General features: G+C 63.9%; 23 protein-coding genes. 14 read left to right on the top strand and 9 right to left on the bottom strand.

The window, feature by feature from the left end:
* The first annotated feature begins 28 nt into the window (after positions 1 to 28).
* From EN850_RS11645 to EN850_RS11635, 3 genes are all read left to right on the top strand, one after another.
* Positions 29 to 307 (top strand): DUF1778 domain-containing protein, encoded by a 279-nt coding sequence (locus tag EN850_RS11645; RefSeq protein ID WP_136091281.1) that lies wholly within the window; start codon positions 29 to 31, stop codon positions 305 to 307.
* Positions 304 to 831, top strand: a complete 528-nt coding sequence (locus EN850_RS11640) for a GNAT family N-acetyltransferase (RefSeq protein ID WP_136091280.1) — start codon at positions 304 to 306, stop codon at positions 829 to 831. Before EN850_RS11645 ends, EN850_RS11640 begins: the two co-directional genes overlap by 4 nt.
* A gap of 97 nt (positions 832 to 928) precedes the next feature.
* The gene (locus EN850_RS11635) at positions 929 to 1,903 is read left to right on the top strand and encodes a WD40 repeat domain-containing protein (protein ID WP_136091279.1); all 975 of its coding nucleotides are present in this window, start codon (positions 929 to 931) and stop codon (positions 1,901 to 1,903) included.
* A 16-nt stretch (positions 1,904 to 1,919) separates the two neighbouring features.
* On the opposite strand, the gene EN850_RS11630 is transcribed toward EN850_RS11635, so the two are convergent.
* Positions 1,920 to 2,372, bottom strand: a complete 453-nt coding sequence (locus tag EN850_RS11630) for a hypothetical protein (protein WP_135862449.1) — start codon at positions 2,370 to 2,372, stop codon at positions 1,920 to 1,922.
* 151 nt (positions 2,373 to 2,523) lie between these two features.
* Between EN850_RS11630 and EN850_RS11625 the strand changes: the two genes are divergently transcribed.
* The 4 genes from EN850_RS11625 to EN850_RS11610 all read left to right on the top strand — a co-directional run bounded on the left by EN850_RS11625 (position 2,524) and on the right by EN850_RS11610 (position 8,113).
* The gene (locus EN850_RS11625; RefSeq protein ID WP_136091278.1) at positions 2,524 to 3,903 is read left to right on the top strand and encodes an aspartate aminotransferase family protein; all 1,380 of its coding nucleotides are present in this window, start codon (positions 2,524 to 2,526) and stop codon (positions 3,901 to 3,903) included.
* A 32-nt stretch (positions 3,904 to 3,935) separates the two neighbouring features.
* Positions 3,936 to 5,321 carry a glutamine synthetase family protein gene (locus EN850_RS11620; protein WP_127278010.1) on the top strand — a complete coding sequence of 462 codons (1,386 nt, stop codon included), beginning with the start codon at positions 3,936 to 3,938 and terminating at the stop codon, positions 5,319 to 5,321.
* A gap of 87 nt (positions 5,322 to 5,408) precedes the next feature.
* Positions 5,409 to 6,644, top strand: a complete 1,236-nt coding sequence (locus tag EN850_RS11615) for a putative DNA modification/repair radical SAM protein (RefSeq protein ID WP_135933089.1) — start codon at positions 5,409 to 5,411, stop codon at positions 6,642 to 6,644.
* 2 nt (positions 6,645 to 6,646) lie between these two features.
* Complete coding sequence (locus EN850_RS11610; protein WP_136091277.1) at positions 6,647 to 8,113, top strand: UdgX family uracil-DNA binding protein; 1,467 nt, start codon at positions 6,647 to 6,649, stop codon at positions 8,111 to 8,113.
* A 250-nt stretch (positions 8,114 to 8,363) separates the two neighbouring features.
* Here EN850_RS11610 and EN850_RS11600 read toward each other — a convergent pair whose 3' ends face one another.
* The 4 genes from EN850_RS11600 to EN850_RS11585 all read right to left on the bottom strand — a co-directional run bounded on the left by EN850_RS11600 (position 8,364) and on the right by EN850_RS11585 (position 12,739).
* A complete protein-coding gene (locus tag EN850_RS11600) occupies positions 8,364 to 9,629 on the bottom strand; it encodes a glycerate kinase (RefSeq protein ID WP_136091276.1) in 1,266 nt (421 codons plus the stop codon).
* Positions 9,626 to 10,129, bottom strand: a complete 504-nt coding sequence (locus tag EN850_RS11595) for a heme-degrading domain-containing protein (RefSeq protein ID WP_136091275.1) — start codon at positions 10,127 to 10,129, stop codon at positions 9,626 to 9,628. The genes EN850_RS11600 and EN850_RS11595 overlap by 4 nt, the downstream gene beginning before the upstream one ends.
* Before the next feature lie 76 nt (positions 10,130 to 10,205).
* Positions 10,206 to 11,519: a guanine deaminase gene (guaD, locus tag EN850_RS11590; protein ID WP_135917005.1), complete on the bottom strand. Its 1,314-nt coding sequence runs from the start codon at positions 11,517 to 11,519 to the stop codon at positions 10,206 to 10,208.
* Positions 11,520 to 11,521: 2 nt separating this feature from the next.
* Positions 11,522 to 12,739 carry a urate hydroxylase PuuD gene (locus EN850_RS11585; RefSeq protein WP_127279466.1) on the bottom strand — a complete coding sequence of 406 codons (1,218 nt, stop codon included), beginning with the start codon at positions 12,737 to 12,739 and terminating at the stop codon, positions 11,522 to 11,524.
* Between the two features lie 136 nt (positions 12,740 to 12,875).
* Between EN850_RS11585 and EN850_RS11580 the strand changes: the two genes are divergently transcribed.
* The 3 genes from EN850_RS11580 to EN850_RS11570 all read left to right on the top strand — a co-directional run bounded on the left by EN850_RS11580 (position 12,876) and on the right by EN850_RS11570 (position 16,411).
* Positions 12,876 to 13,796, top strand: a complete 921-nt coding sequence (locus tag EN850_RS11580) for a LysR family transcriptional regulator (RefSeq protein WP_127872927.1) — start codon at positions 12,876 to 12,878, stop codon at positions 13,794 to 13,796.
* 378 nt (positions 13,797 to 14,174) lie between these two features.
* Complete coding sequence (locus tag EN850_RS11575; protein WP_127279468.1) at positions 14,175 to 15,170, top strand: LLM class flavin-dependent oxidoreductase; 996 nt, start codon at positions 14,175 to 14,177, stop codon at positions 15,168 to 15,170.
* Positions 15,167 to 16,411, top strand: a complete 1,245-nt coding sequence (locus EN850_RS11570) for an LLM class flavin-dependent oxidoreductase (protein WP_127872926.1) — start codon at positions 15,167 to 15,169, stop codon at positions 16,409 to 16,411. The genes EN850_RS11575 and EN850_RS11570 overlap by 4 nt, the downstream gene beginning before the upstream one ends.
* Here EN850_RS11570 and xdhC read toward each other — a convergent pair.
* The 4 genes from xdhC to uraH are packed head-to-tail and all read right to left on the bottom strand — an operon-like array spanning position 16,408 to position 21,724.
* Positions 16,408 to 17,442: a xanthine dehydrogenase accessory protein XdhC gene (gene xdhC / locus EN850_RS11565; RefSeq protein WP_127872925.1), complete on the bottom strand. Its 1,035-nt coding sequence runs from the start codon at positions 17,440 to 17,442 to the stop codon at positions 16,408 to 16,410. The genes EN850_RS11570 and xdhC overlap by 4 nt on opposite strands.
* Positions 17,443 to 17,501: 59 nt before the next feature.
* Complete coding sequence (gene xdhB / locus EN850_RS11560) at positions 17,502 to 19,865, bottom strand: xanthine dehydrogenase molybdopterin binding subunit (RefSeq protein ID WP_135862457.1); 2,364 nt, start codon at positions 19,863 to 19,865, stop codon at positions 17,502 to 17,504.
* A complete protein-coding gene (gene xdhA, locus EN850_RS11555; RefSeq protein WP_136091274.1) occupies positions 19,865 to 21,346 on the bottom strand; it encodes a xanthine dehydrogenase small subunit in 1,482 nt (493 codons plus the stop codon). The genes xdhB and xdhA overlap by 1 nt, the downstream gene beginning before the upstream one ends.
* A gap of 3 nt (positions 21,347 to 21,349) precedes the next feature.
* Positions 21,350 to 21,724 (bottom strand): hydroxyisourate hydrolase, encoded by a 375-nt coding sequence (gene uraH, locus EN850_RS11550; protein WP_127872922.1) that lies wholly within the window; start codon positions 21,722 to 21,724, stop codon positions 21,350 to 21,352.
* Between the two features lie 203 nt (positions 21,725 to 21,927).
* Here uraH and puuE point away from each other — a divergent pair, with 203 nt between their 5' ends.
* Genes puuE through EN850_RS11530 form a run of 4 tightly spaced genes read left to right on the top strand, consistent with a single transcriptional unit; the run spans position 21,928 to position 25,316 of the window.
* On the top strand, positions 21,928 to 23,346 hold the full coding sequence (puuE, locus tag EN850_RS11545) for an allantoinase PuuE (RefSeq protein ID WP_136091273.1): 1,419 nt from the start codon (positions 21,928 to 21,930) through the stop codon (positions 23,344 to 23,346).
* 10 nt (positions 23,347 to 23,356) lie between these two features.
* Positions 23,357 to 24,217 (top strand): bifunctional allantoicase/(S)-ureidoglycine aminohydrolase, encoded by an 861-nt coding sequence (locus tag EN850_RS11540; RefSeq protein WP_135882793.1) that lies wholly within the window; start codon positions 23,357 to 23,359, stop codon positions 24,215 to 24,217.
* Positions 24,214 to 24,726 (top strand): ureidoglycolate lyase, encoded by a 513-nt coding sequence (locus EN850_RS11535; RefSeq protein WP_127275733.1) that lies wholly within the window; start codon positions 24,214 to 24,216, stop codon positions 24,724 to 24,726. The genes EN850_RS11540 and EN850_RS11535 overlap by 4 nt, the downstream gene beginning before the upstream one ends.
* Entirely contained in the window at positions 24,723 to 25,316 is a 594-nt protein-coding gene (locus EN850_RS11530; protein WP_136091272.1) for a nucleoside deaminase, read from the top strand. The genes EN850_RS11535 and EN850_RS11530 overlap by 4 nt, the downstream gene beginning before the upstream one ends.
* Positions 25,317 to 25,369 lie beyond the last annotated feature (53 nt).

The following is a 25,369-nucleotide window of genomic DNA, read 5'->3' as shown; positions in this document are numbered from 1 at the left end:
TGTGTACATGAGTTTGAGGAGATTTCCGATGCCCAGGTCGGCAGACAATAAAACTGAGCGCTTTCAAATCCGCATCGCGCCTGCGCAGAAGGCGATGATCGCGCGCGCTGCCGCACTGTCTCATCAGGACGTTACCGACTTCATTCTCAACAAGGTGGTTCCCGAAGCACAGGCGGTAATCGAAGCAGCCGAGGTTGCGAAAGTATCCGACCGCGATTTCACACGTATACTCGACCTGTTGGAGAACCCGCCGAAACCAAATGCCAAGCTCCGAGCGGCGATCGCGGCCTTGCCGGATACTCTGTGACACTTCCGTCCTGGCACGAGGAGCCGATCGCGAAACGCCATGATCGGGCCTCGTTCGATTGCGGCGATGCGCAGATGAACGATTTTCTGCGGCGGTACGCGCGGCAAAGCCACGAACAAAATGCCGCCAAGACCTTCTGTGCGATCGACGATGCGGCTTTGGAGCAGATCCTCGGCTGCTATACGATCGCACCTTCAGCCGTTGCTCATGAAGCCATGCCCGAGGCGATGACGAGAGGTTTGGCGCGGCACGAGGTTTCCGGCTTCAAACTTGCCCGGCTGGCGACCGACCGCAGAGTCGCCGGACAGGGGCTCGGAAGTCAGCTGCTTGCCGCCGCGGCATTGCGCTGCTTGCGACTGGCCGGCGAAGGTGGCGGAATCCTGCTCATCATCGATGCCAAGAGCGAGCGGGCCGCAAGATGGTATGCCAGCTACGGAGCCGAGCGCCTCCAAGGATCGAATCTGACCCTGGTGATGCCATTGGCGACGTTCGCAACCGATCTGCGGGCGAAGGGGCTGCTTTGATGACAGCCTCTCGCACTTCGCTGATCCTCCGGTTGCCGGAACCGCAAACGTCGAGTAAGCCGCCTCTGTACTGTCATCTAGCTGAACAAAGATAATCATGCCCACTGTCGCCCCGCTCGATCTCGAAGGCCATTGCGTCGCCGCCGTCTTCCTTGGCGATGTGCCGCATTTCGCGCTGGCCGATGGCGCTATCCACCGGCTCGACAATGGCCACAAGACCGTGCAGGCCAATGATGGGCTGCTTGCGGCCTTCCATGACGCGGCAAACGACCGGCTGATCACCGGCGGCGAGGACGGCAAGGTGTTTGCCGTGAAAGCCGGAGGTGAGACCCGGGAGGTGGCGAGCGCCGGCAAGAAATGGATCACCAGCGTTGCCGCCGGGCCGCAAGGCGCCATCGCCTATGCCACGGGAAAGACGGCCTTCGTGCGCTTCGCCGATGGCAAGATCCGGGAATTTGCCCATCCGCGCTCGGTCGAGGGGCTGGCCTTCTCGCCCAAGGGGATGCGCTTCGGCGTCGCCCGCTACAATGGCGCGACGCTGCATTTCCCGGCCGCCGAAGGCAAGCCGGTGGAACTCGAATGGGCCGGCGCGCACACCGGCATCACCTTCTCGCCGGACGGCGCCTTTCTGGTCACCACCATGCAGGAAAACGCCCTGCATGGCTGGAAGCTCGCCGACGGCAAGCACATGCGCATGAGCGGCTATCCCGGCAAGGTCAAAAGCCTGTCGTGGAGTGTCAAAGGCAAGTGGCTGGCCAGTTCCGGCGCGCCGGCGGCGATCGTCTGGCCGTTTTCGGCCAAGGACGGGCCGATGGGCAAGGCGCCGCTGGAACTCGGCACGCGCGGCAACGCCATGGTGACGGCGGTTGCTTGCCACCCGAGCCAGGATGTCGTCGCCGTCGGCTATGATGACGGCATGGTTATGGCCGTGCGCTTTTCCGACGCCAAGGAAGTGCTTTTGCGGCGCCCGGGCAAGGGCGCCATCACCGCGATGATGTGGGACAAGGAAGAACGGCGCGTCGCCTTCGGCAGTGCCGCCGGCGACTGCGGCGTCATCGACATCACTGCCTAAGTCTTGAACCAGCGGATTACTCGGCGCCGCAGGAAACCTTGCCGGTCAGATCGACCGGCTTGCCATCGCTGTCCTTGTCGGCCGTGCTGTCATAGACGGCGAGCTTGTAGTTTCCATCATAGACGCCCTCGTCGCTGCCCTTGGTCAGGATCGTCAGTTCGACCGAACTGTAGGTCTTGGCCACCTCCTGCTCATGGTAGATGTTCAGCCGCAGTTCCTTGTTGTCCAGCCAGTACTGGGTGAGGTTGGAGTTCTCAAAAATGGTCTTTCGCAGCTGATCGCCGGCGGGCCTGGCCTTGATTTCGAGATCACCGCGAAAATTGAAGGTCGGGCCGCCCATCCCGGTGGTGACGCCGGCATCGACCTGGAATTTGACCTGTGGATCATCGACTGAGCACCAGATGCCGCCGGTGGCGAACGCCGTGCCGGCCGACAGGAACAGTATCGTCACGCAGATGATCGTCCGCATTTCCCTTGCCCAATTGCCGTCCACATTGGCGCCGACTTCGCACGGAGCGTCAAGCGCCGCCGGCCAAGGCTGAGCCAATGCAGAACAGACGCACGGCCAATTGCCGTTGCGGAGGTGGATTGGCTAAGAGGAATGAGCCAGAGGGGTTTTCATGCACAGCAGCGATAGTTCAAAGACCATCGGCGGCATCAGCCGCGACCGCATCGCGCAATTGCGCGAGACGGAAGGGGCTGCCTTCCGCAAGGCGCGGCCGAAATCGCAGGCCAAGGTCGGCAACGGCCTGCCCGGCTTCTTCGGCGGCGTGCCTATGCACTGGATGAATGACTGGCCGACGCCGTTTCCGATCCTGGTGGACAGCGCCAGGGGCGCCACGATCACCGACGTGGACGGCAACAGGCTCGACGATTTCTGCCTCGGCGACACCGGCTCGATGTTCGGCCACTCGCCGCCGGCAGTGGCACGCGCCATTCGCCGCCAGGCCGGGCGCGGCCTGACCTATATGCTGCCATCCGAAGATGCGCTGGCCATCGGACCGCTGCTGCAGCAGCGCTTCGGCCTGCCGTTCTGGCAGATCGCGACGACGGCGACCGACGCCAACCGCTTCGCGCTGCGCGTCGCCCGCGCCATCACTGGACGAGAGAAAATCCTGGTCTTCAATGGCTGCTATCACGGCTCGGTGGACGAGACGATGGTGCGGCTGATCGACGGTATCCAGGTCAACCGGCCAGGACTGGCGGGCGAATTCCGCGACCTGACCCGCACGGCCAAGGTCATCGAGTTCAACGATGTCGCCGCACTGGAAGCCGCGCTCAACGACAGGGATGTCGCTTGCGTCATCGCCGAACCGGTGCTGACCAATTCCTGCATGGTGCTTGCCGATCCCGGCTACCACGAGGCGCTGCGACAGTTGACCCGTGCTGCCGGCACGCTGCTTTTGATCGACGAGACGCATACGATCTCGACCGGCCCGGGCGGTTACACCAGGAAATATGGGCTGGAGCCGGACTTGTTCGTTCTGGGCAAGCCGATTGCCGGCGGCGTGCCGGCGAGCGTCTGGGGCATGAGCGATGAAGTCGCTTCGCGCTATGCCGACTACAACAGGACGAAAGAGCCTGGCTATTCCGGCATGGGCACGACGCTGTCGGCCAACCCGCTGCAGTTCGCCGCCATGCGCGCCACGCTCGAGGAGGTGATGACGCAGGAGAATTACGACCGCATGGATCATCTGGCGCGCCGGCTCGATGCCGGGCTGACCGGCGTGATCGACCGTTACCGCCTGCCCTGGCATGTCGCCCGTGTCGGGGCCCGTGTCGAGTTCATCTGCGCGCCCGGTCCGCTGCGCAATGGCGCCGAGGCGGAGGGCGCGCATGCGCCGGAACTCGAAGCCGCCATCCATGTCGCGCTGGTCAATCGCGGCGTGCTGATCGCACCCTTCCACAACATGATGCTGATCTCGCCGGCGACGTCAGGTGCCCAGGTCAACCGGCTGATCAGCGCCTTTGGCGCGGTTGCGGCAAAGCTTGCGGCATGAGACAAGCCCCTCAAGCCAACCCGAGTTCCATCATGACTTCACCTTCGGGCTCGACGCCCACCGAGGCGCAAGCCTTCCTCGACGCCCATCCCGAGATCGAGGCCTTCGATATCGTGCTGACCGACGCCAATGGCGTCGGGCGCGGCAAGATCGTGCGCCGGCATGAGCTGAAAAGCATTTTCGAAGGCGGCCGGCATATGCCGATCTCCATCCTCGGCCTCGACATCACCGGCGAGGATGTGCACGAAACCGGGCTGATCTGGGACAGCGGCGACGGCGATCTCCGGGCCTGGCCGATTCCCGGCACGCTGGTGCCGCTTTACGGTACGAACCCGCCGCGCGGCCAGGTGCTGATGGCGATGTATCATCTCGACGGCCAGCCAATGTCGTCGGACCCGCGGCTGGCGCTCGCCCGGCAGGTCGACATACTGGCTGCCAAGGGCCTCCATCCGGCCGGCGCCTTCGAACTCGAGTTTTTTCTGCTGGCCAATGAGCGTGATGCCGATGGCAAGGTGCAGCCGGCGCGCGCGGTGCTCGATGGCCGCGTCTCGGGCAAGACCGAAGTCTATTCCGTCGACCATCTGCACGGCATGGAGCCGCTGTTCTCCGACATCTACGCCGCCGCCAAGGCGCAAGGCATCCCGGCCGAGACGGTGATTTCCGAATATGCGCCTGGCCAGTACGAGCTGACGCTGAACTACCGCAAGGACGTGATGCGGGCGGCCGACGACCTAGTCATGCTGAAGCGGCTGGTGCGGGCGCAGGCGCGCCGGCACGGTGTCACCGCCTGCTTCATGGCCAAGCCGATCGAGAAATATGCCGGCTCCGGCATGCATTTCCACGTGTCGCTGCAGGACAAGGATGGCCGAAACGTCTTTTCGGAAGCCACCGGCGAGAACTGGTCGCTGCCGCTGCTGCGTGGCCTTGGCGGCCTGATCCAGACCATGGCGGAATCGATGCTCGTGTTTGCGCCGCACGCCAATTCCTGGCGCCGCTTCGTCTCGCAATCCTACGCACCGGTGGCGCCGACCTGGGGCGTCAACAACCGCTCGGTGGCGCTGCGCGTGCCGGCGGGCGATGCGAAAAACCGGCGCATCGAGCACCGGCCGTCCGGCGTCGACGCCAATCCCTATCTGATCGCCGCGACGGTGCTCGCCGGCATCGTCAAAGGCCTCGACGAAGGGCTCGATCCGGGCCCCGAAACGACCGGCAATGGCTATGAGGCTGCCGTCACCCGTACGACGATGCCAGCCGATTGGCGCGCGGCAATCGAAGCGGCCAGGGCGTCCAGTTTCCTGAAGGGCGCGCTCGGCGAGGACCTGCACCGCACCTTCGTTGCGATCAAGCAGTCCGAATACCTGCGCGTGGCCCGCACGGTCAGTGAACTGGACTATCACCTCTACCTGCACGAAGTCTGACGGCTGGGCGACCCGGCGGCGATCACTTTTTCGCCGTCACCATCAAATGAGATGGCGTGATGATTGATCAGAACATATCATGAACAAATGAGTGTTCTCACCATCCGTGAAAAACTGGCAATCCTGTCCGACGCCGCCAAGTACGATGCCTCCTGCGCCTCATCGGGCTCCGCAAAAAAGGATTCGCTGAAGTCCGGCGGCGTCGGCTCCACCGAAGGCATGGGCATCTGCCATTCCTACGCGCCGGACGGCCGCTGCATTTCGCTGCTGAAAATCCTGCTGACCAATTTCTGCATCTACGACTGCAGCTATTGCATCAACCGCTCGTCGTCGAATGTCCGGCGCGCCCGCTTCGGCATCGACGAGGTGGTGAAGCTGACCATGGATTTCTACCGGCGCAATTATATCGAAGGCCTTTTCCTGTCCTCGGGCGTCATCCGCTCGCCTGATGAAACCATGGGGGAAATGGTCGAGGTGGCGCGGAGGCTGCGGCTGGAGGAAAAATTCTCCGGTTATATTCATCTCAAAACCATCCCCGAGAGTTCGGCGGACCTGGTGGAGAAGGCCGGGCTCTATGCCGACCGCTTGTCGATCAATATCGAATTGCCCACCGACGAGGGTGTGAAGAAGCTGGCGCCGGAAAAGAGGCCGGAGACAATCCGGCTCTCGATGGCCAACCTGCGCCGGAAGATGGAGGAGAAGGCCGAGCCGACGCTGCGGACCAAAAAGCGCGAACGCTTCGCGCCGGGCGGCCAGTCGACGCAGATGATCATCGGCGCGGACAAGACCTCCGACGACGGCATCCTGCACACCAGCGCCCGGCTTTATGGCAGTTACCACCTGCGGCGCGTCTATTATTCGGCCTTCAGTCCGATCCCCGATGCCTCGTCTTCGCTGCCGTTGCAGAAGCCGCCGCTGATGCGTGAACACCGGCTCTACCAGGCCGACTGGCTGATGCGCTTCTACGGATTTTCTCAACCGGAAATCCTGGCCGGCAGCAGCGACGGCATGCTCGATCTCGCCATCGACCCGAAGCTTGCCTGGGCGCTGCGCAACCGGGGACGCTTCCCCGTCGACGTCAACCGCGCCGACCGCGAAGCGTTGCTGCGCGTGCCCGGCCTGGGAACCAAGGTGGTGGCGAAGATTCTGGAAACCCGCCGCCACCGGCGGCTGCGGCTCGAGGATGTCGGCAGGCTCTGCCATTCGATCGCCAAGCTACGGCCCTTCATCATCGCCGAAGGCTGGTCGCCAGGTGCGCTGACCGACAAGGCCGGCCTGCGCGGCAAGATCGAGCAATCCTGCGAACAACTGGCGCTGTTTTGACCATGCTGCCAGCGGAGCTCGACCTCGCCCGCTACACAGTTTGGCTTGAAAGCCAGACCGATTTCGCCGGCTGGCGCGACGCGGCTCGACGGCTGGCGCTGAATGAGGTCAGACCCGAGGATATCGGCTGGCGTGTCGCAGCCGGTTCAGACCGGCCGCAAAGCGATTTGCCTGACGTGCCCCAGGGCGCGCAGCTCGCTGTGCCGCGCGACTTTATCGAGCACGCTGAAACCGCCTTCTGCCATTGCGACCCCCGCCGTTTCGCCTTCCTCTACCGGCTGTTGTGGCGGCTGCGCACAGAGCCCAAGCTGCTGGCGATCGCATCGGATCCCGATACCAGGCGGCTCGAGGCGATGGAAAAGGCGGTGCGGCGCGATAGCCACAAGATGCATGCCTTCGTCCGCTTCCGGAAGATCGGCGATGGCGAGGAGGAACGCTATGTCGCCTGGTTCGAGCCCGACCATTTCATCGTCGAGCGCAATGCGGATTTCTTCGTCCGGCGTTTTACCGGCATGCGCTGGACGATCCTGACGCCTTACGCCTCCGCCGACTGGGATGGCGAAAGGCTAGCGATCGGACCGGGCGCCGCCAAGACCGACGCGCCTGACCAGGACGACACCGAAGCGCTGTGGCGGACCTATTTCGAGAACATCTTCAATCCGGCGCGGCTGAAGGTGAAGGCCATGCAGAAGGAGATGCCGAAGAAATATTGGCGGAACCTTCCCGAGGCCTCGCTCATTCCTGACTTGATCGCGGGAGCGGACAAGGCCGCCAGAGATATGATTGCGAAGATGCCGACAACGCCCGCGCCGCACCACGCCAAGGTGCAGGCGAGGCACTGGCCGAAGGGTGGGCCGGCCGCATCGGAAGACGATGACGCCAGCTCGATTTCCGAGTTGCGCGAAGCGGCGAAGGGCTGCCGCCGCTGCCCGCTTTGGCGCGATGCGACGCAGACCGTATTTGGTGAAGGGCCCGACAATGCCAAGGTGATTTTTGTCGGCGAACAGCCGGGCGACCAGGAAGACCTCGCCGGCCAGCCATTCGTCGGCCCGGCGGGCAAAGTGTTCGATGCAATCTTGAACGATGCCGGGGTCGACCGCCTGAAGGTCTATGTCACCAACGCGGTCAAGCATTTCAAGTTCGAGCCGCGCGGAAAACGCCGCATCCATTCCAAGCCGAATGCCGGCGAGGTTCAAGCCTGCCGCTGGTGGATCGACCAAGAGTTTGACCTGATCAAGCCGAATCTCGCCGTGGCGCTCGGTGCGACGGCGGCGCTGTCGCTGCTTGGCAAGGCGATCCCGGTGACCAAGATGCGCGGCCAGGTGATCGAACGCGAGGATGGCTTGCGCGTCTTCATCACCATCCACCCCTCCTTCATCCTGCGCATCCGGGATCACGCCGATAAAGAAGCCGAACGCGAGCGGTTTTTGCAGGATATAAAGCAGGTGAGGAAGCTTATGTCGACTTGATCCATCAGGTCCGAGCGCTGGATAAGGATCGAGCGGTTGGCGCCGCCCCTCATTGTCCTGCCGGACATTTCTCCCCGTGTAGTGACGGGGAGAAAGGGGCTGTGCCCTGCGCTTTCGTCAATCACCATCGTTGCAAGAAAAAGCTCCAAGACGCAGTTAGCGTCCTTCTCCCCGTCACTATACGGGGAGAAGGTGCCGGCAGGCGGATGAGGGGCAGCGCTTGCGTTTGGGAGAGGGGACGCACCAGCCTTTAACGGACGAGAATTGCCCTGAGATCATTGACGTTCGTGCCGGTCGGGCCGGGCACGAAGAGATCGCCGACGGCATTGAAGGCCGTCCAGGCATTGTTGCCGGCCAGCATTGCCTTGGCATCCACACCCGCCGCCCGCATGCGCGAAACGGTTGAGCCGTCGGCGAAGGCGCCGGCATTGTTTTCGGAGCCATCGATGCCGTCAGTATCCGCGGCAAAGGCGTGAATACCCTCTACGCCATTGATGCCGATGGCGAAGGCGAGCAGGAATTCCGAATTGCGGCCACCTTTGCCCTTTGCCCGTAAAGTCACGGTGGTCTCACCACCCGAAAGGATCAGAACCGGCTTCGAGAACGGCCGGTTGCGGGTCGCCACTTCGCGGGCGATTGCCGCATGGACGCCGCCGACCTCGCGCGCTTCTCCCTCGATGGCATCGGAGAGGATGACCGCCTCGATACCTTGCCGCTTGGCTTCCGCCGCCGCCGCTTCCAGTGATACGCCGGCCGAGGCGATCAGATGCACCTCGTTGCGCGCAAAGCGCTGATCGTCAGGATCTGGTGCGTCGGCCGCCGGCGACTGGATGTGCGCCATGACGGCGTCCGGCAATTTCATGCCATAGGCGGATATCGAGGCCAGCGCGCCGTCACGGCTGCCGGTATCGGGAACGGTCGGGCCGGACGCCACCAGGGCCGGATTGTCGCCGGGGATGTCGGAGACAACCAGCGACACCACCTTGGCCGGCCATGCGGCAGCGGCCAGCCGGCCACCCTTGATGGCGGAGAGATGCTTGCGGATGGTGTTCATCGCCGCGATCGGCGCGCCGGAAGCAAGCAGCGCCTCGTTGACGGCAATTTCGTCGGCCAGCGTCAGGCCGGCGGCCGGAGACGGCAGCAGGGCCGAACCGCCGCCGGAAATCAGCGCCACGACCAGGTCGTCCGCTGTGAGCCCTTGCACTTTCTCCAGCAGTCGCCGCGAGGCCTCGAGCCCGGCGGCGTCCGGCACCGGATGCGCGGCCTCGATGATCTCGATGCGCTCGCATCTGGCGCCATAGCCGTAGCGGGTGACGACCAGCCCGTCGATCGGACCGTCCCAGACCTTCTCGAAGGCCGCCGCCATCTGTGCCGAGCCTTTGCCGGCGCCGATGACGATGGTGCGGCCCCTGGGTCTGGACGGCAAATGGTCGCGGATGGTTCGCTCCGGATCGGCAGCGGCGACCGCGGCATTGAAGATCGAGGTAAGAAAAACCTTGGGATCGGGCACGGTCATTCGGGGTCCGCGGACAACGCCAGCTCGCGCCTGTCTATACCCAGGTGATCGCACAGCGCATCGACCACCACGCCATGATCCTGGCGCTCCGGCAGGCCAGACACCGCGATCACGCCGATGACACCGGCACCCTTGACCGCGACCGGGAAGCCGCCGCCGGCCAGCACGTAGTCCGCAATATCCAGCCCCTCGCCGATCTTGAAGGTGCGGTCGGGACGCTGCTGCTCCAGAACCAGACGGTAGGTGCTTTTGAGGTAGCGCTTGACGACATTGATCTTGCGCCGCGCCCAGTCGGGATTGGATGCATTCGACCCCGGCATGGCGGCATAGAAGAGCGGCCGGTCGAAAGTCCTGATGTCGACGATAACGGGCAGGTTCTCAGCCAGCGCGCGATCACGGATCGCCGAACCGAGCTTGAAGGCGACGGCCTCGTCGAAGGCCGTGAAGACAAGGGTCTCTTCCTGTTTCTTGATCAGAGCGATGTCGTCAGCAACGGTCATGTCGTTCCCCTGTCAACTTCGCCGCACGCTTTGACCGATGGCTGCCGCCGGGTCAAGCAGGCAACACACCGCAGCGCTAAATTGCGATGTCGCTCTTGGCCGCCCGCCCCGCGACATAGACCTCGCGCACGGCTCGATCATCGCCCAGCGTCTGCAGCAGGAACAGTTCCTGCGCCAGCGTCTCGACCGTTTCCATCCTGAGCCGCATGGCCGGCGTCGCCCTGGCATCAAGTACGACGATGTCGGCATCGGTGCCTTCCTCCAGCGTGCCGATCTTCTCGACGACAGATAGCGCCTCGGCATTGCCGCGCGTGATCTGCCAGAAGGACTGGAAAGGGTTGAGCTTCTCGCCGTTCAGGGCGATCACCTTGTAGCCCTCGTCCATGGTGCGCAGCATCGAATAGTTGGTGCCGCCACCGACATCGGTGGCGGCCGCGATGCGCAACGGCTTGTCGCGGCGGCGAAAGCGCTGGTAGTCGAACAGGCCCGAGCCGAGGAACAGGTTCGAGGTTGGGCAGAACACGGCCACCGAACCGCTGTCCGCCAGCGCGTCCGCCTCGCGCTCCGACAGATGGATGCAGTGGCCGAAAAGGCTCTTTTTGCCCAGCAGCCCATAGTGCTCGTAAACGTCGGTGTAGTCGCGCGACCAGGGATAAAGCTGTTGCGTGAAGGCGATCTCGGCGTGATTTTCCGACAGATGCGTCTGCATGTGCAGGTCGGGATGTTCGCGGCACAGCGCGCCGGCCATCTCCATCTGCTCCGGCGAGGAGGTGATGGCGAAGCGCGGCGTTATGGCATAGTGCTGCCGCCCCTTGCCGTGCCACTCCTTGATCAGCGCCTTGGTGTCGTCATAGCCGGTCTGCGGCGTGTCGAGCACGCCTTCGGGCGCATTGCGGTCCATCATCACCTTGCCGGCGATGTTGAGCATGTCGCGCGCGTGCGACTCGGCGAAGAAGGCTTCCGCCGAGGCCTTGTGCACCGAACAGTAGGCGGCAACCGTCGTTGTGCCGTGGCGCACCGTTTCATCAAGAAACAGCCGCGCGATGCGGCGGCCATGCTGCGCGTTGGCGAATTTTGTTTCCTCGGGAAAGGTGTAGGTGTTCAGCCAGTCGAGCAGTTCGGCGCCATAGGAGGCGATGACCTGCATCTGCGGGAAATGCACATGCGTATCGATAAAACCCGGCAGCAGCAGATGCGGCCGATGGTCGATCTTTTTGACGCCCTCGCCGGCCTGTTTCTCGACATCGGCATAGGCGCCTGATGCAACGATCCTGCCATCGCTTATCAGCAGGCCGCCATCCTCCTCGTAGCGCCAGGCTGAGTGGTCGTCGATGGTTTGCGGCCAGCGCACGAAGGACAGGGTGCGGCCGCGCAGAAGTGTCGAGGTCATGCTTATTTCCCCGCGCCTTCGAACCAGGCGACCAGCAGCGCCCGTTCCTTGTCGGTGATCTGGCTAACATTAGCCGGCGGCATGGCGTGGCTGCGGCCGGCCTGCAGATAGATCTCGCGGGCATGGTCGGCGATGCCGGCGTCGGTGTCGAGCATCACGCCCTTGGGCGCATGATAGATGCCTTCATAGACCGGCTCGGCCGCATGGCACATCGAACAGCGGCCGAGAACGGTGTCGCGCACCGCCGGGAAATGCGCCGAGGCGATATAGACCTGCGCCGAGGCGGACACCTTCGGTTCACCGGTCAGCACCTTCGGCACGGTCGACAGCCAGATGATGATGATGAACAGGACAAGGGCGCCGAGCCACGTCCAGTGCGGGTTGCCGGCACGCTTGTGCACGGTGTTGAAATAGTGGCGGATGAGGACGCCGATGATGAACACCAGCGAGGCGATGACCCAGTTGAACTCAGTCCCGAATGCCAGCGGATAGTGGTTCGACAGCATCAGGAACAGTACCGGCAGCGTCAAATAATTGTTGTGGAGCGAGCGCTGCTTGGCGATCTTGCCGTATTTCGGATCAGGCTTGCGGCCGGCGATGAGGTCGGCGACGACGATCTTCTGGTTGGGAATGATGACCATGAAGACATTGGCCGACATGATCGTCGCGGTGATCGCGCCCAGATGCAGGAAGGCGGCGCGGCCGGTGAACAGGTGCGTCAGCCCCCAGGCGATGAAGACCAGCACGCAATAGAGCACCAGCATCAGGCCGGTGTCGCTTTTGCCAAGCGGCGAGCGGCACAGGAGATCATAGACCACCCAGCCGACGCCGATCGTGGCCATCGACAACAGAATGCCCACCGGCACCGACATCGGCAGCACATTGGGATCGATCAGGAACAGATCGGCTCCGGCGTAATAGACCACGCACAGCATGGCGAAGCCGGACAGCCAGGTGGCATAGGATTCCCATTTGAACCAGGTCAGGTGCTCGGGCATCTCGGCCGGCGCCACCAGGTATTTCTGGATGTGGTAGAAGCCGCCGCCATGCACCTGCCATTCCTCGCCGAAGGCGCCGACCGGCATGCCGGGCCGCTGGCGCAGGCCAAGATCGAGCGCGACGAAGTAGAAGGACGAGCCGATCCAGGCGATGCCGGTAACGACGTGCAGCCAGCGCACGGCGAAGCTCAGCCAGTCCCAGAAAATCGCGAAATCCATCATTGAAATCGTCCCTGCCGATCCGATGACTTTACGGTGTGGGGCGCAAACGAAAAGAGGCGAGGTGTACGATGACTTTCAAAAAAAAATGGAAAATACTAGGTTGATCACCGCAAACCGGTGAAGGGTGCCGATCCGCATGGCCTATCTCGACAACATCGCCGTCTTTGTCCGCGTCGTCGAGCTCGGCAATCTGTCGGCGGCCGGCCGCGACATGCGCATTTCGCCGGCGGTCGCCTCCAACCGCATCAAGGAACTGGAGAAGCATCTCGGCGTGCGGCTGTTCAACCGCACCACCCGGCAATTGATGCCGACCGAGCACGGCACTGTTTTCTATTCCGGCGCCAAGCAGGTGCTGGAGGCGATCACCGAGGCGGAAGCGGCCGTCTCGGCGCTGTCCGGCCAGCCGCGTGGCACCATCCGCGTCACCGCACCGCTCGGCCTCGGGCGCCGGCTGGTGGCGTCGGGCATTCCCGATTTTCACGACAAATACCCTGACGTCGAGGTGCGGCTGAGGCTCTCGGACCACAATGTCGACATCATGAAGGAAGGCATCGACGTCGCCTTCCGGTTAGGGATCATCGAGGATTCCAGCCTCAGGATGCGCGGCATCATGGAATGCGAGCGCGTGCTGGTCGCCGCACCCAAATATCTGGAAGCGCGCGGCGAGCCGACGGAGCCGCAGGAGCTGATCGGCAGGAAGCATGACTGCCTGATGCTGCGCTATTCCGGCGCGCGCGAATATGTCTGGACCTTGCAAACGCCCACCGGCCCGCAGAAATTCGAGGTGCATGGGCCCTATGACACCGATGATGGCGACGTGCTGACCGGCTGGGCGCTGTCGGGGCGCGGCATCATCAACAAACCGCGCTTCGAGGTCGAGCCGTTCATCCGCGACCAGCGGCTGAAAGTGATCCTGACCAGCACCCCGCCAACGCCGGTGCAGTTCGCCGCCGTCTATCCGCACAAGAAGCTGCAGGATCCCAAGGTGCGGCTATTGCTCGACTTCATGGCCGAGCGTTGCCAAAGGCTGATCAAGGACATTCTGGCGGGCAAGTGAGGGGCGGTCGCGTTGCTACGGGATCGGCCGAAGGCCCTCGACTTCGTCATCCACGGGCGGAGCGACGCGAAGCGGAGCGCAGACCCGAGGATCCATTCCGTGACTTTCGCCGTAAAGTGCAACGGAGCAGAATTCTGCACCGTGGCAGCGCCTTGACGCCGCGGCATGGATCCTCGGGTCTGCGCGACGCCGCTTCGCGGCTGCTCCGCCCGTGGATGACGACGCGGCGGATGTTTCAGCTAATTTTCGAGGTGTTTGAGAGCCAGCCGAAACGTGACTGCTGGCCGGCACATGGCCGGCGGTTGGCCCAGCGCCAGCGGTTGCCATTGGGGCATGCGGCGAACATAGTTCCCGCATGCCTTCCCCCAGGAACCATCCATGACCGACGGCGCCACAACGCATCTCGCCGCTTCGCTCAACATTGCCCTCGCAACCGGGCAAGCGCTCACTTTCAGCGATCTGGCCGGCTTCGCCCGGGAGGCCGAGGCGGCGGGGCTGGACATGATCATCCTCGACGACTCCGCGCCGCATGGCGCCGCGCCGAGCAGTCCGTTCGAGGCGACCACTCTCATCGCCGCGCTGGCGACCGTGACCGAAAAGATCGGTCTCGTCGCCAGCGCCTCGACGATCGCTCACCAGCCCTACAATCTCGCGCGCCGCTTTGCCTCGCTCGACATGATCAGCCATGGCCGCGCGGGCTGGAACGCGACGCTGGCGCAGACACCGCGAGAGGCCGCCAATTTCAGCCGACCCGACGGGTTTTCAGCCGATGATTTTCGCCGCCGCTCGGAGGAATATATCGGCATCGTTCAAGGGCTCTGGCAGGGCTGGGACGCGGACGCGCTGCTGTTCGACAGGGACGGCGGCCGCTTCCATGATCCGCAAGGAATGCACCTGCTCGACCACAAGGGCGAGTTCTTCTCCGTGCGCGGGCCGCTGAATGTCGCGCGGTCGCCGCAGGACGCGCCGGTGCTGGTGCTGTCCGATCTCACCGAAGGCGACCTCGACTTTGCAGCCCGCACCGCCGATGTCGTTCTGCTGGACGAACGGGCGGCGGCAGAAGACAAGGCGTGTCATGGTGATTTGAAGCGCCGGGTTTCCGCCTGTGGGCGCGAGCCGGATGCGGTGAAGATATTGGCTGATATCTCGCTCACCGCTGACGGCGTCAGCGGGCTGGCCGACAGGCTGGAAGAAAAATCCTTCTCTAAGAGCTGCGACGGCTTCAACATCCGCTTGCCGGCGCAGCTTTCGGTGTTCGACGATTTGATCGATCGTGTTCTTCCGGAGTTGCGGCGGTGCGGGCTGCTTCGAGAAAACCATCCCGGCACCACCTTGCGCTCGCATCTCGGCCTTGCCGGCGGAGGTGACCAATGACCGCGCAAATGAAGCTCGGCGCCTTCCTGTGGGCGACGGGCCATCACATCGCCGCCTGGCGCCATCCGAAGGCGCATGTGAAAGCTGGCATCGACATCGATCACTACATGGCGCTGGCGCGCACAGCTGAAGCGGCGAAGTTCGACATGATCTTCTGCGAGGACGCCGCCGGCCTGCGCGAGGCCAATGTCGACATTGCCAGCCAGACGTCGCGCTCGATCGGCTTCGAGCCGATCAGCCTGCTTTCGGCGCTGGCTGTCCAGACCAGCCGCATCGGCCTCGTTTCCACCGCGTCGACCAGCTACAACGAGCCTTACGGCCTGGCGCGGACCTTCCTCTCGCTCGATCACCTGAGCGGCGGCCGGGCCGGCTGGAACCTGGTGACCTCGGCCAGTCAGATCGAAGCCGCCAATTTCGGCGCAGCCGGCCTCAAGCCTCATGCCGACCGCTATGAGCGGGCGCGCGAGTTCGCCGAGGCGGTGACAGGGTTGTGGCGCGGCAAGGCAGGCCATGACGGACAGAGTTTTTCGGTCCGCGATCCGCTCGATCTGCCGCGCTCGCCGCAAGGCGCGCCTGTCATGGTCCAGGCCGGCGCTTCCGACGTCGGCCGCGACCTCGCCGCCCGCACCGCCGACGTGGTGTTCACGGCGGCACAGACCTTCGAGGAGGCGAAGGCCTTTTACGACGACCTCAAGGGGCGCATGGCGGCGTATGGGCGTGAACCCGATGACATCAAGATCATGCCCGGTGTCGCGCCCGTGGTGGCGGAGACCGAAGCCGAGGCCCGCGAAAAATTCGAGGAATTGCAGGAATTGATCCCCGACGACGTCGGCGTGGCGCTGCTGTCCAGCTATCTCAGCATATCCGACCTCTGGCGCCATCCGCTCGACGGTCCGCTGCCCGACTTGCCCGAGAGCGAGGGCATGAAAAGCCGGCAGGCCCTGGTCGTCGAGCAATCGCGCCGCGATGGCCTTTCCATTCGCCAGCTGGCGCGGCATTTCGCCGGCGCGCGCGGCCATTGGCGCATCGTGGGAACCGCGGTCCAGGTGGCGGACGAGTTGCAGGCGCGGTTCGAAGGCGGTGCCGCCGACGGCTTCAACGTCATGCCGTCTTATTTTCCCGGCGAACTCGATGCCTTTGCCACGCTGGTCGTGCCGGAACTGCAGCGGCGCGGCCTGTTCCGCAAGGCGTATGAAGGCGCCACGCTGCGCGCGCATCTGGGCCTCAGGCGACCGAGCTAGCCGGCGGTCACCCTGTCATGCGGAGCGTGATGCTCTGCGTTCGAAGCCGCATTGTGGATGACCAGCGCCGTCATGATCTCGGCGGCGGCGAGCGCGGCAATAACCGGCGGACGCTTGTCCTTGACGGCGTCGCCGCCGATCGGCGAGACGAGGCGGGCGAATTCGGTCTCCGTGCCGTCGGCCGATTTCAGGAACCAGTGCCTGAAGGTCGCTTTCTTGGTCTTCGAACCGATCATGCCGACATAGGCCGCGTCGTCGCGTTTCAGCGCTTCGGCGACGATCAGGAAATCGAGCGCGTGGTCATGCGTAAGGACGGCGAAGGCGGTGCCGGCCGGGGCGTTGCGCAGCTCTGCCTCGGGCATCGGCGTCAGCCGCGTCTCGACGGTTTCCGGCATGCCTTCCAATGCCTCGGCGCGTGTCTCGATGACGACGCCATGCACGGGAAGAAGCGCAATGGTCGACGCGAGCGCTTGGCCGACATGGCCGCCGCCGAAGATATAGACATGCGGCAGATGCGCCTCCTCCGATTCAGCGTGCGCCATCAGCTTTTCCTCGATTGTGCCGTCGACCAAGCGGATCAACACCTTGACCCGACCCCCGCAGCACTGGCCGATTTCCGGCCCGAGCGGAACGTCGAGCGTGACGCCAGCTTCGTCAGCGTCGCGCTGCCCCTCACCCTTACCCTCTCCCCGTAAGGACGGGGAGAGGGGGTCGCCGGCGTTACGGCCGCTTCCCTTCTCCCCGTCACTATACGGGGAGAAGGTGCCGGCAGGCGGATGAGGGGCGGCGCCGACATCGGCAAACTCGCTGAAAGATGCGGAGCGCAAAGAGCCCAGCATCTGCCGCGCCTTATCGATCGCCATATATTCGAGCTGACCGCCTCCAATGGTGCCGAAAATCGCCGATGGCGAGACAAGCATGAACGCACCGGCCTCGCGCGGCGTCGAACCCTTTGCCGCCGCAACTTCGACAAGCGCGACCCGACCGGCATGGTCGAGAAACACTTTCAGCTCTTGAACCTTCGAGTTCATCGCCTGCACTTCCATCCAGGAAATATAGTATTTTTCGGCGCGATTTGCACGTTTTGGCCTCAGGAAGGCTCTGAAGCCTCCCGCTTCAGCCGCTCGATCGCCATCAGCACGCGTTCGGGTGTCGCCGGCGCGTCGAGACGCGGGCAGATCTTGTGGTCGGCGACGCTGGCCACTGCGTCCGACAGCGCGTGCAGCACCGCCATGCCATGCGGCAGCGGCGGTTCGCCGACCGCCTTGGAGCGATGGATGGTCGGCTCATAGGCCTGCGACCAGTCGGTCAGCGCCACGTTGAAGATCTTCGGTCGGTCCGACGCCAGCGGAATCTTGTAGGTCGACGGCGCGTGCGTGCGCAGCCGGCCCTTGTCGTCCCACCACAGTTCCTCCGTCGTCAGCCAGCCCATGCCCTGGATGAAGCCGCCCTCGACCTGGCCGAGGTCGATGGCCCGGTTCAGCGAACGGCCGCAGTCGTGCAGGATATCGGCGCGCTCGACGACATATTCGCCGGTCAGCGTGTCGACCGACACTTCGGCGCAGGCCGCGCCATAGGCGTAGTAATAGAAGGCGTGGCCCTGGCCCTTGCTGCGGTCCCAGTGGATCTTCGGCGTCTTGTAGAAGCCGGCGGCCGAGAGCTGCACACGTGCGATATAGGCCTGCTTGACCAGATCGTTGAAGCTGACCTCCTGGTTGCCGACGCGCACCCGGTTTGGCAGGAACAACACCTGGTCGACAGGGATCTGATATTTCTCGGCGGCGAAGTCGGTCAGCCGGCGGCGGATCTGGCGCGCCGCGTTCTGCGCCGCCATGCCATTGAGGTCGGCGCCCGAGGACGCAGCCGTCGGCGCGGTGTTGGGCACCTTGGCGGTGGTGGTGGCGGTGATCTTCACGCGATCGAGGTCGATCTGGAACTCCTCCGCAACGACTTGCGCCACCTTGAGATGCAGGCCCTGCCCCATTTCGGTGCCGCCATGGTTCATGTGCACCGAACCATCGGCATAGACATGCACCAGCGCGCCGGCCTGGTTGGCCTCGGTCTTGGTGAAGGAGATGCCGAACTTGACCGGCGTCAGCGCCAGGCCGCGCTTGACGAAGCGGCTGTTGGCGTTGAATGCGGAAATCTCGCGACGGCGGCGCGCATAGTTGGCGCTGTCTTCCAGTTCCGCCACGATGCGCTGGATGATGCAGTCCTCGACCTTCTGGTGATAAGGGGTGACGTTGCGGCCGCCGATCGCTTCCATCGGATCGTAGAAATTCAGCTTGCGGATTTCGAGCGAATCCTTGCCGACCGCGAAGGCGACCTCGTCGATGACACGCTCGGCGCCGACCATGCCTTGCGGGCCGCCGAAGCCGCGGAACGCGGTGTTGGAGACGGTGTTGGTGTAGAGCGGCGCGGACTTGGCCAGCACCGCGGGATAGAAATAGGCGTTGTCGCAGTGGAACAGCGCACGGTCGCCGACCGGGCCGGACAGGTCGGCGGAGAAGCCGCAGCGCAAGGCGTAAGTGAAATCGACGCCGAGAATATTGCCCTCGTCGTCGAAGCCGACCTCGTAGTCGATGGCGAAATCGTGCCGCTTGCCGGTGGCGGTCATGTCCTCGTCGCGGTCGAGCCGGATCTTGACCGCCCGCTTCAGCCTCTTGGCGGCGATCGCGGCGATCGCGGCGCACTGGTTGGCCTGCGTTTCCTTGCCGCCGAAGCCGCCGCCCATGCGGCGCACTTCCACCGTCACCGCGTTACTCGGCACGCCAAGCGTGTGGGCGACCAGATGCTGCGTCTCGCTCGGCCCCTGGGTCGAACAATAGACGGTGACCTCGTCGTCCTCGCCGGGGATGGCGAGAGACACCTGGCCTTCGAGGTAGAAATGGTCCTGGCCGCCAAGCCACATCCGGTTCTTGATGCGGCGGGGCGCTGCCTTGATTGCCGCAGCCGCATCGCCGCGCCGCAAGATCAGCGGCGTGGTCACCTGCTTGTCCTTCGCCGGATCAAGGTCCCAGATGTCGATCACGGCGGGAAGCTCGTCATATTCGATCCTGGCCAGGCGCGCGGCGCGCCGGGCTGCCTCGCGCGTCTCGGCAATCACCGCGAAGATCGGCTGGCCGAAGAACTGCACCTTGCCTTCCGCCAGAACCGGATCGTCATGCATGTTGCTGGGCGAGACATCGTTCTCACCCGGCACGTCGGCATAAGTCAGCACGTCGACGACACCAGGGGCCGCGCGCACCGCCGAGAGGTCGACGCTTTTCAGAACGCCATGCGCCACCTTGGACAGGCCAAGGCCGGCATGCAGGGTGCCGGCCGGCTCCGGCATGTCGTCGATATAGACGGCGCCGCCGCTGACATGCTTGTGGGCGGAATCATGCCGCTGGTCGGTAGCGACGCCGCCGACGATCTTCTCGGCCTTGAGGTTTGATGGTGCGTGCTTGTTCATCAGGCCGCCTCGCTGCGTGATACCTGGAACGGCGCTTTCGTTCCGGTCGTCTCGACGTAAAAACGCAGCAAGAGGTTCTTTGCCGCCAGCGCTCGATATTCGGCGGTCGCGCGCATATCCGTGAGCGGCGTGAAATCCTTGGCGTATTCGGCCATCGCTGCCGCCACCGTCGCTTCACTCCAAATCTTGCCTATCAAAGCCCGTTCAACCGCCGACGCCCGCTTCGGCGTTGCCGCCATGCCGCCATAGGCGATGCGGATATCGGCCACCGTGCCGTCCTTGGCCAGAGCCAGACAGAAGGCACCCAAGGTCGCGGTGATGTCCTCGTCGCGGCGCTTGGTGACCTTGTAGACGGCGAATTTCACGTCCTTTGCCGGCACGGGCACGTGCACGGCCTCGACGAACTCGCCCGGCTGGCGATCCTGCTTGCCATAGGCAATGAAGAAGTCCTGCAACGGGATCGTGCGCCGCTTCTTGCCCTTGCGCAATGTCAGCCGTGCGCCGAGCACGATCAAGGGCGGCGGCGTGTCGCCGATCGGCGAGCCGTTGGCGACATTGCCGCCGATCGTGCCCATGTTGCGGACCTGTTCGCCGCCGATGCGGTCGAACAACGGCCCCAACGCAGGGATGCGTTTCGACAGCGTCGAAAAGGCTTCGGTGTAGGTCACGCCGGCGCCGATCGATATGACGCCGTTTTCTTCCGTGACGGCGCAAAGCCCCGGCAGATTGCCGATGAAGATCGCCGGCGAGATGTCGCGCATGTGCTTGGTCACCCACAGGCCAACGTCGGTCGAACCGGCGACGACCGTCGCGGTGGGTTCCTTCTCGAAGACAGAGGCGAAATCGTCGGCATCGGCCGGCACGACCAGCCGCGTCCTGCCGGAGCCAAGCTCGACCCTGGCGCCATCGCGCAACGCTCGCAGCCGCGTCGTGATGTCCCGGCGCTCCGCCGCCAGCGGGTCCTTCGCCGCCTTGCCATAGCTCGATATGGCGTGCGCGGCGCGCATGATCGCTTCATAGCCGGTGCAGCGGCAGAGATTGCCTTGCAAGGCCTTTTCGATGGCCGCGTCCGACGGGTCCGGTGACTTCATCCACAGGCCATAGAGCGACATGACGAAGCCCGGCGTGCAGAAGCCGCATTGCGAGCCATGGAAATCGACCATCGCCTGCTGCACGGGATGCAGCTGGCCCGACACACCGCGCAGATGCTCGACCGTCACGACATGGGTGCCGTCGAGCGAGCCGAGGAAGCGGATGCAGGCGTTGACGCTTTCATAAACCAGCCCCGTGGCCGAAAGCTTGCCTATGAGCACGGTGCAGGCGCCGCAATCGCCCTCGGCGCAGCCTTCCTTGGTGCCGCGCAGCGAACGGTCGAGCCGCAGCCAGTCGAGCAAGGTCGCGTCGGGCGCCACGGATGACAGCGCGACATACCTGCCATTGAGGATGAAGCGGATTTCGTTGCGGATGTTGACCTTCTCCATGCCTCAGCTCCCCCTGTAGGTGGAATAGCCGTAGGGCGAGATCAGCAATGGTACATGATAGTGCACCGCCTCCGCCATGCCGAAGCGTATCGGCACGCTGTCGAGGAAGGCAGGCTCCGGCAGCTTCGTGCCCTGGCCGCGCAGATAGTCGCCGGCCGCGAACATCAGTTCGTATTCGCCGGTGCGGAAGTCGGCGCCTGCCAGCAGCGGCGCGTCGCAGCGGCCGTCTGCATTGGTGACGACCGTCTTCAGAAGCGTGCGAGCAGCACCGTCGAGACGGTAGAGCGCGATCGACAATCCCGCCGCCGGCCTGCCGGTCGCGGTATCGAGGACATGGGTCGTCAGACGCCCGCCATCGGCTTTCGACGTTTCTGCCATTGGCCGCCTCCCATTTCCAGTACGAACAAATTGGCCGGTATAATCGAGCACTGCTGATGAATTGTGCGCCAATTAAAGGCGATGCATAAGTCCCGGTCGAGCGGAGTGCGACAAAAACACTTTCAAAAATTTTGAGGGGAATGCGAGAAGCACCCTTTCGATATTCTGATCATACTTACGGTGATGCCGGGCGCGGAGGGACGATGCGTTACACCAGGGACATGCGTGGCTACGGGGCCAATCCGCCAGATCCGAAATGGCCTGGCGGCGCGCATGTCGCCGTGCAGTTCGTCGTCAATTACGAGGAGGGCGGCGAGAACTGCGTGCTCCACGGCGACAAGGCTTCGGAAGCCTTCCTCTCGGAAATCGTCGGCGCGGCGCCCTGGGTGGGCCAGCGCCACTGGAACATGGAATCGATCTACGAGTATGGGGCGCGAGCCGGCTTCTGGCGGCTGCTGCGCCTGTTCGGCGAGGCGCAAGTGCCCGTGACCTGCTATGGCGTCGCCACGGCACTCGCACGCTCCCCCGACCAGGTCACGGCGATGCAGGAAGCCGGCTGGGAAATCGCCTCGCACGGGTTGAGATGGATCGACTACCGCGACCACGACGCCGAGGACGAGCGCCGCGACCTCGAGGCGGCGATCAAGCTGCATTACGAGGTGACCGGCCAGCGCCCGACCGGCTGGTATACCGGCCGCACATCGGTCAACACGGTGCGCCTGGTGGCGGAAGAAGGCGGCTTCGACTACGTCTCGGACACCTATGACGACGAACTGCCCTACTGGTTCGAGCATAGCGGTGGCACGCAGCTCATCATCCCCTACACGCTCGATGCCAACGACATGCGCTTCGCCACGCCGCAAGGCTTCAATTCGGGCGACCAGTTCTTTGCCTATCTCAAGGATAGTTTCGACACGCTCTATGCCGAAGGCAAGGCAGGCAGGCCGCGCATGATGAATATCGGCCTGCATTGCCGCCTTGTCGGGCGGCCGGGCCGGGTGGCGGCGCTGAAGCGCTTCCTCGATTATGTCAAATCGCATGACAAGGTCTGGCTGGCGCGGCGCATCGACATCGCCAAGCACTGGCAGGAGAACCATCCCTACAAACCGGCCGCTCTGCGCCCGTCGAAGATGGAATTCGAGACGTTCGTTCACACCTTCGGCGGCGTGTTCGAACATTCGCCCTGGATTGCCGAACGGGCCCACGAGTTGGAGCTCGGTCCGGCACACGACACGGCGGGGGGCCTGCACAATGCGCTCTGCCGCATCTTCCGCGCCGCCAGCGAAACCGAACGGCTCGGCGTGCTCAACGCCCATCCCGACCTCGCCGGCAAACTGGCCAAGGCCAGGCGGCTGACGGCGGAATCCACCCGGGAACAGGCTTCCGCCGGCCTCGACGCGCTGACCGACAAGGAACGCGAACTGTTCTCCAAGCTCAACGCCGCCTACGTCACCACCTTCGGCTTCCCCTTCATCATCGCGGTGAAAGGCAAGACAAAGGAGGAAATCCTCGCCGAATTCGAAGCCCGTATCGGCAACGGCCGCGGCGTCGAATTCGAAACCGCCTGCAAACAGGTCGAGCGCATCGCGCTGCTGCGCCTCAAGGACATGCTTCCACAATAGGTTTAAACCCATGGATACGATCAGGATGCCCGAGCGAACCTATTATGCCCCACAGGGAGGCCATCCCGGCCAAAACGAGCTTTTGACCGGGCGCGCCGTCTTCACCGAGGCCTATGCGGTCATCCCCAAAGGCGTGATGCAGGACATCGTGACCAGCCCGCTGCCGTTCTGGGACAAGACCAGGGCCTGGATCATCGCAAGGCCGCTGTCGGGATTTGCCGAGACGTTTTCGCAGTACATCGTCGAGGTTCTGCCGGGTGGCGGCAGCGATCGGCCGGAACCTGACGCCGGCGCCGAAGGCGCGCTGTTCGTGGTCGAGGGGGAACTCACCGTATCGCTCGCCGGCAAAAAGCATGTGCTTGCCGCCGGTGGCTTTGCCTTCCTGCCGCCGGCAAGCGGCTGGGCGGTGCGCAACGAGAGCAGCGCTGCCGTGCGCTTCCACTGGATCCGCAAGGCCTATGAGGCCGTCGACGGCCTGGACACGCCGGAAGCCTTCTTCAGCAGCGACCAGCAGGTGGCGCCGACGCCGATGGCCGGCACCGAGGGCCGCTGGGCGACGACGCGTTTCGTCGATCCGGACGACATGCGCCACGACATGCACGTCACCATCGTCACGCTCGAGGCGGGCGCGGTCATTCCCTTCGCCGAAACCCATGTCATGGAACATGGGCTCTACGTGCTCGAAGGCAAGGCGGTCTACCGGCTGAACCAGGACTGGGTCGAGGTCGAGGCCGGCGACTTCATGTGGCTGCGCGCCTTCTGCCCGCAGGCCTGCTATGCCGGCGGCCCCGGAAAATTCCGCTATCTGCTCTACAAGGACGTCAACCGGCACGCCAAGCTCGGCGGCTATCTCGGGGGCCGCGCGCGGTGAGCCGCATCGTCGCGCAGCCGCTGAGCCGCGAAAACTTCGCGCCCTTCGGCGACGTCATCGATATGGGCGGCGACAACCGCTACCCAATCAATGGCGGCAAGGCGATCCGCTATCATGATCTCGCCACCGCCGAGGCCGCTGGGCCGAATGCGCGCGTGCTGATCTCGATGGTGCGCGGCACACCCTATGAAATGCCGCTGAAGCTGACCATGGTCGAGCGCCATCCGCTCGGCAGCCAGGCTTTCATCCCGCTGTCGCCACGGCCGTTTCTGGTCGTCGTCTGCCACGATACCAAGGACGGGCCGGGCGAACCGCATGGCTTCATCGCCGCGCCCGGACAGGGCATCAACTACAAGCGCAATCTCTGGCACGGTGTGCTGACGCCGATCGGCGAGGAACAGGATTTCCTCATCGTCGATCGCGGCGGCGATGGCTCCAACCTCGAAGAGTTTCACTTCTCGCACCCTTACGAAATCCACCTTCCCAGAAAGCCCGTGATTTCATCATGACCGACATTTCGCTGATCGACCGCCTGCTCGACGTGATCGAGCACGACATCGTGCCGAAGACGACAGAAGGCGTCGCCCATGGCAACAAGCTGTTCGGCGCGGCGATCCTGCGCAAGGACGACCGGTCGCTGGTGCTGGCCGAGACCAACAACGAGATGGAAAACCCGCTCTGGCATGGCGAGGTGCATTGCCTGAAGCGTTTTTACGAGATGCCCAGAGCCGAACGCGTCGACACGAAAGAGGCCATCTTCATTGCCACGCATGAGCCGTGCTCGCTCTGCCTGTCGGCGATCACCTGGACCGGTTTCGACAATTTCTACTATTTGTTCAGCCACGAGGACTCGCGCGACAGTTTTGCCATCCCGCATGATCTCAAAATTCTGAAAGAGGTCTTCACTCTCGACCCTGGCGGCTACAATGCCGAGAACGCCTATTGGAAAAGCTTTTCGATCCGTCGGCTGGTGCGGGCCCTCCCCGAGGCCGAGCGCGCGAGGCTGGAGACGCGGATCGGCAGGATTTCCGCACGCTATGACGAACTGTCCGACGCCTATCAGGCGAACAAGGCCGCAAACGACATTCCGCTGAGTTGATGGTATGAGACAAGTCGCATATTTCGCTGCTCCAGTCGCGAATGGCGATTGAA

It is taken from the genome of Mesorhizobium sp. M8A.F.Ca.ET.207.01.1.1 (assembly GCF_004794715.1).
In the GTDB taxonomy this organism is placed as follows: Bacteria; Pseudomonadota; Alphaproteobacteria; order Rhizobiales; family Rhizobiaceae; genus Mesorhizobium.
This window is presented reverse-complemented; position numbering and strand designations above follow the sequence as displayed.

Excerpts from the sequence above, each read along its gene's own strand:
- EN850_RS11645 (WP_136091281.1), top strand. The coding sequence starts at position 29 with ATGCCCAGGTCGGCAGACAATAAAACTGAGCGCTTTCAAATCCGCATC.
- guaD (WP_135917005.1), bottom strand. The coding sequence starts at position 11,519 with ATGACCTCGACACTTCTGCGCGGCCGCACCCTGTCCTTCGTGCGCTGG.
- EN850_RS11600 (WP_136091276.1), bottom strand. The coding sequence starts at position 9,629 with ATGACCGTGCCCGATCCCAAGGTTTTTCTTACCTCGATCTTCAATGCC.
- EN850_RS11540 (WP_135882793.1), top strand. The coding sequence starts at position 23,357 with ATGGATACGATCAGGATGCCCGAGCGAACCTATTATGCCCCACAGGGA.
- EN850_RS11610 (WP_136091277.1), top strand. The coding sequence starts at position 6,647 with ATGCTGCCAGCGGAGCTCGACCTCGCCCGCTACACAGTTTGGCTTGAA.
- EN850_RS11630 (WP_135862449.1), bottom strand. The coding sequence starts at position 2,372 with ATGCGGACGATCATCTGCGTGACGATACTGTTCCTGTCGGCCGGCACG.
- EN850_RS11585 (WP_127279466.1), bottom strand. The coding sequence starts at position 12,739 with ATGATGGATTTCGCGATTTTCTGGGACTGGCTGAGCTTCGCCGTGCGC.
- xdhA (WP_136091274.1), bottom strand. The coding sequence starts at position 21,346 with ATGGAGAAGGTCAACATCCGCAACGAAATCCGCTTCATCCTCAATGGC.
- EN850_RS11570 (WP_127872926.1), top strand. The coding sequence starts at position 15,167 with ATGACCGCGCAAATGAAGCTCGGCGCCTTCCTGTGGGCGACGGGCCAT.
- EN850_RS11580 (WP_127872927.1), top strand. The coding sequence starts at position 12,876 with ATGGCCTATCTCGACAACATCGCCGTCTTTGTCCGCGTCGTCGAGCTC.
- EN850_RS11595 (WP_136091275.1), bottom strand. The coding sequence starts at position 10,129 with ATGACCGTTGCTGACGACATCGCTCTGATCAAGAAACAGGAAGAGACC.
- uraH (WP_127872922.1), bottom strand. The coding sequence starts at position 21,724 with ATGGCAGAAACGTCGAAAGCCGATGGCGGGCGTCTGACGACCCATGTC.
- xdhC (WP_127872925.1), bottom strand. The coding sequence starts at position 17,442 with ATGAACTCGAAGGTTCAAGAGCTGAAAGTGTTTCTCGACCATGCCGGT.
- EN850_RS11530 (WP_136091272.1), top strand. The coding sequence starts at position 24,723 with ATGACCGACATTTCGCTGATCGACCGCCTGCTCGACGTGATCGAGCAC.
- puuE (WP_136091273.1), top strand. The coding sequence starts at position 21,928 with ATGCGTTACACCAGGGACATGCGTGGCTACGGGGCCAATCCGCCAGAT.
- EN850_RS11615 (WP_135933089.1), top strand. The coding sequence starts at position 5,409 with ATGAGTGTTCTCACCATCCGTGAAAAACTGGCAATCCTGTCCGACGCC.
- xdhB (WP_135862457.1), bottom strand. The coding sequence starts at position 19,865 with ATGAACAAGCACGCACCATCAAACCTCAAGGCCGAGAAGATCGTCGGC.
- EN850_RS11635 (WP_136091279.1), top strand. The coding sequence starts at position 929 with ATGCCCACTGTCGCCCCGCTCGATCTCGAAGGCCATTGCGTCGCCGCC.
- EN850_RS11625 (WP_136091278.1), top strand. The coding sequence starts at position 2,524 with ATGCACAGCAGCGATAGTTCAAAGACCATCGGCGGCATCAGCCGCGAC.
- EN850_RS11575 (WP_127279468.1), top strand. The coding sequence starts at position 14,175 with ATGACCGACGGCGCCACAACGCATCTCGCCGCTTCGCTCAACATTGCC.
- EN850_RS11620 (WP_127278010.1), top strand. The coding sequence starts at position 3,936 with ATGACTTCACCTTCGGGCTCGACGCCCACCGAGGCGCAAGCCTTCCTC.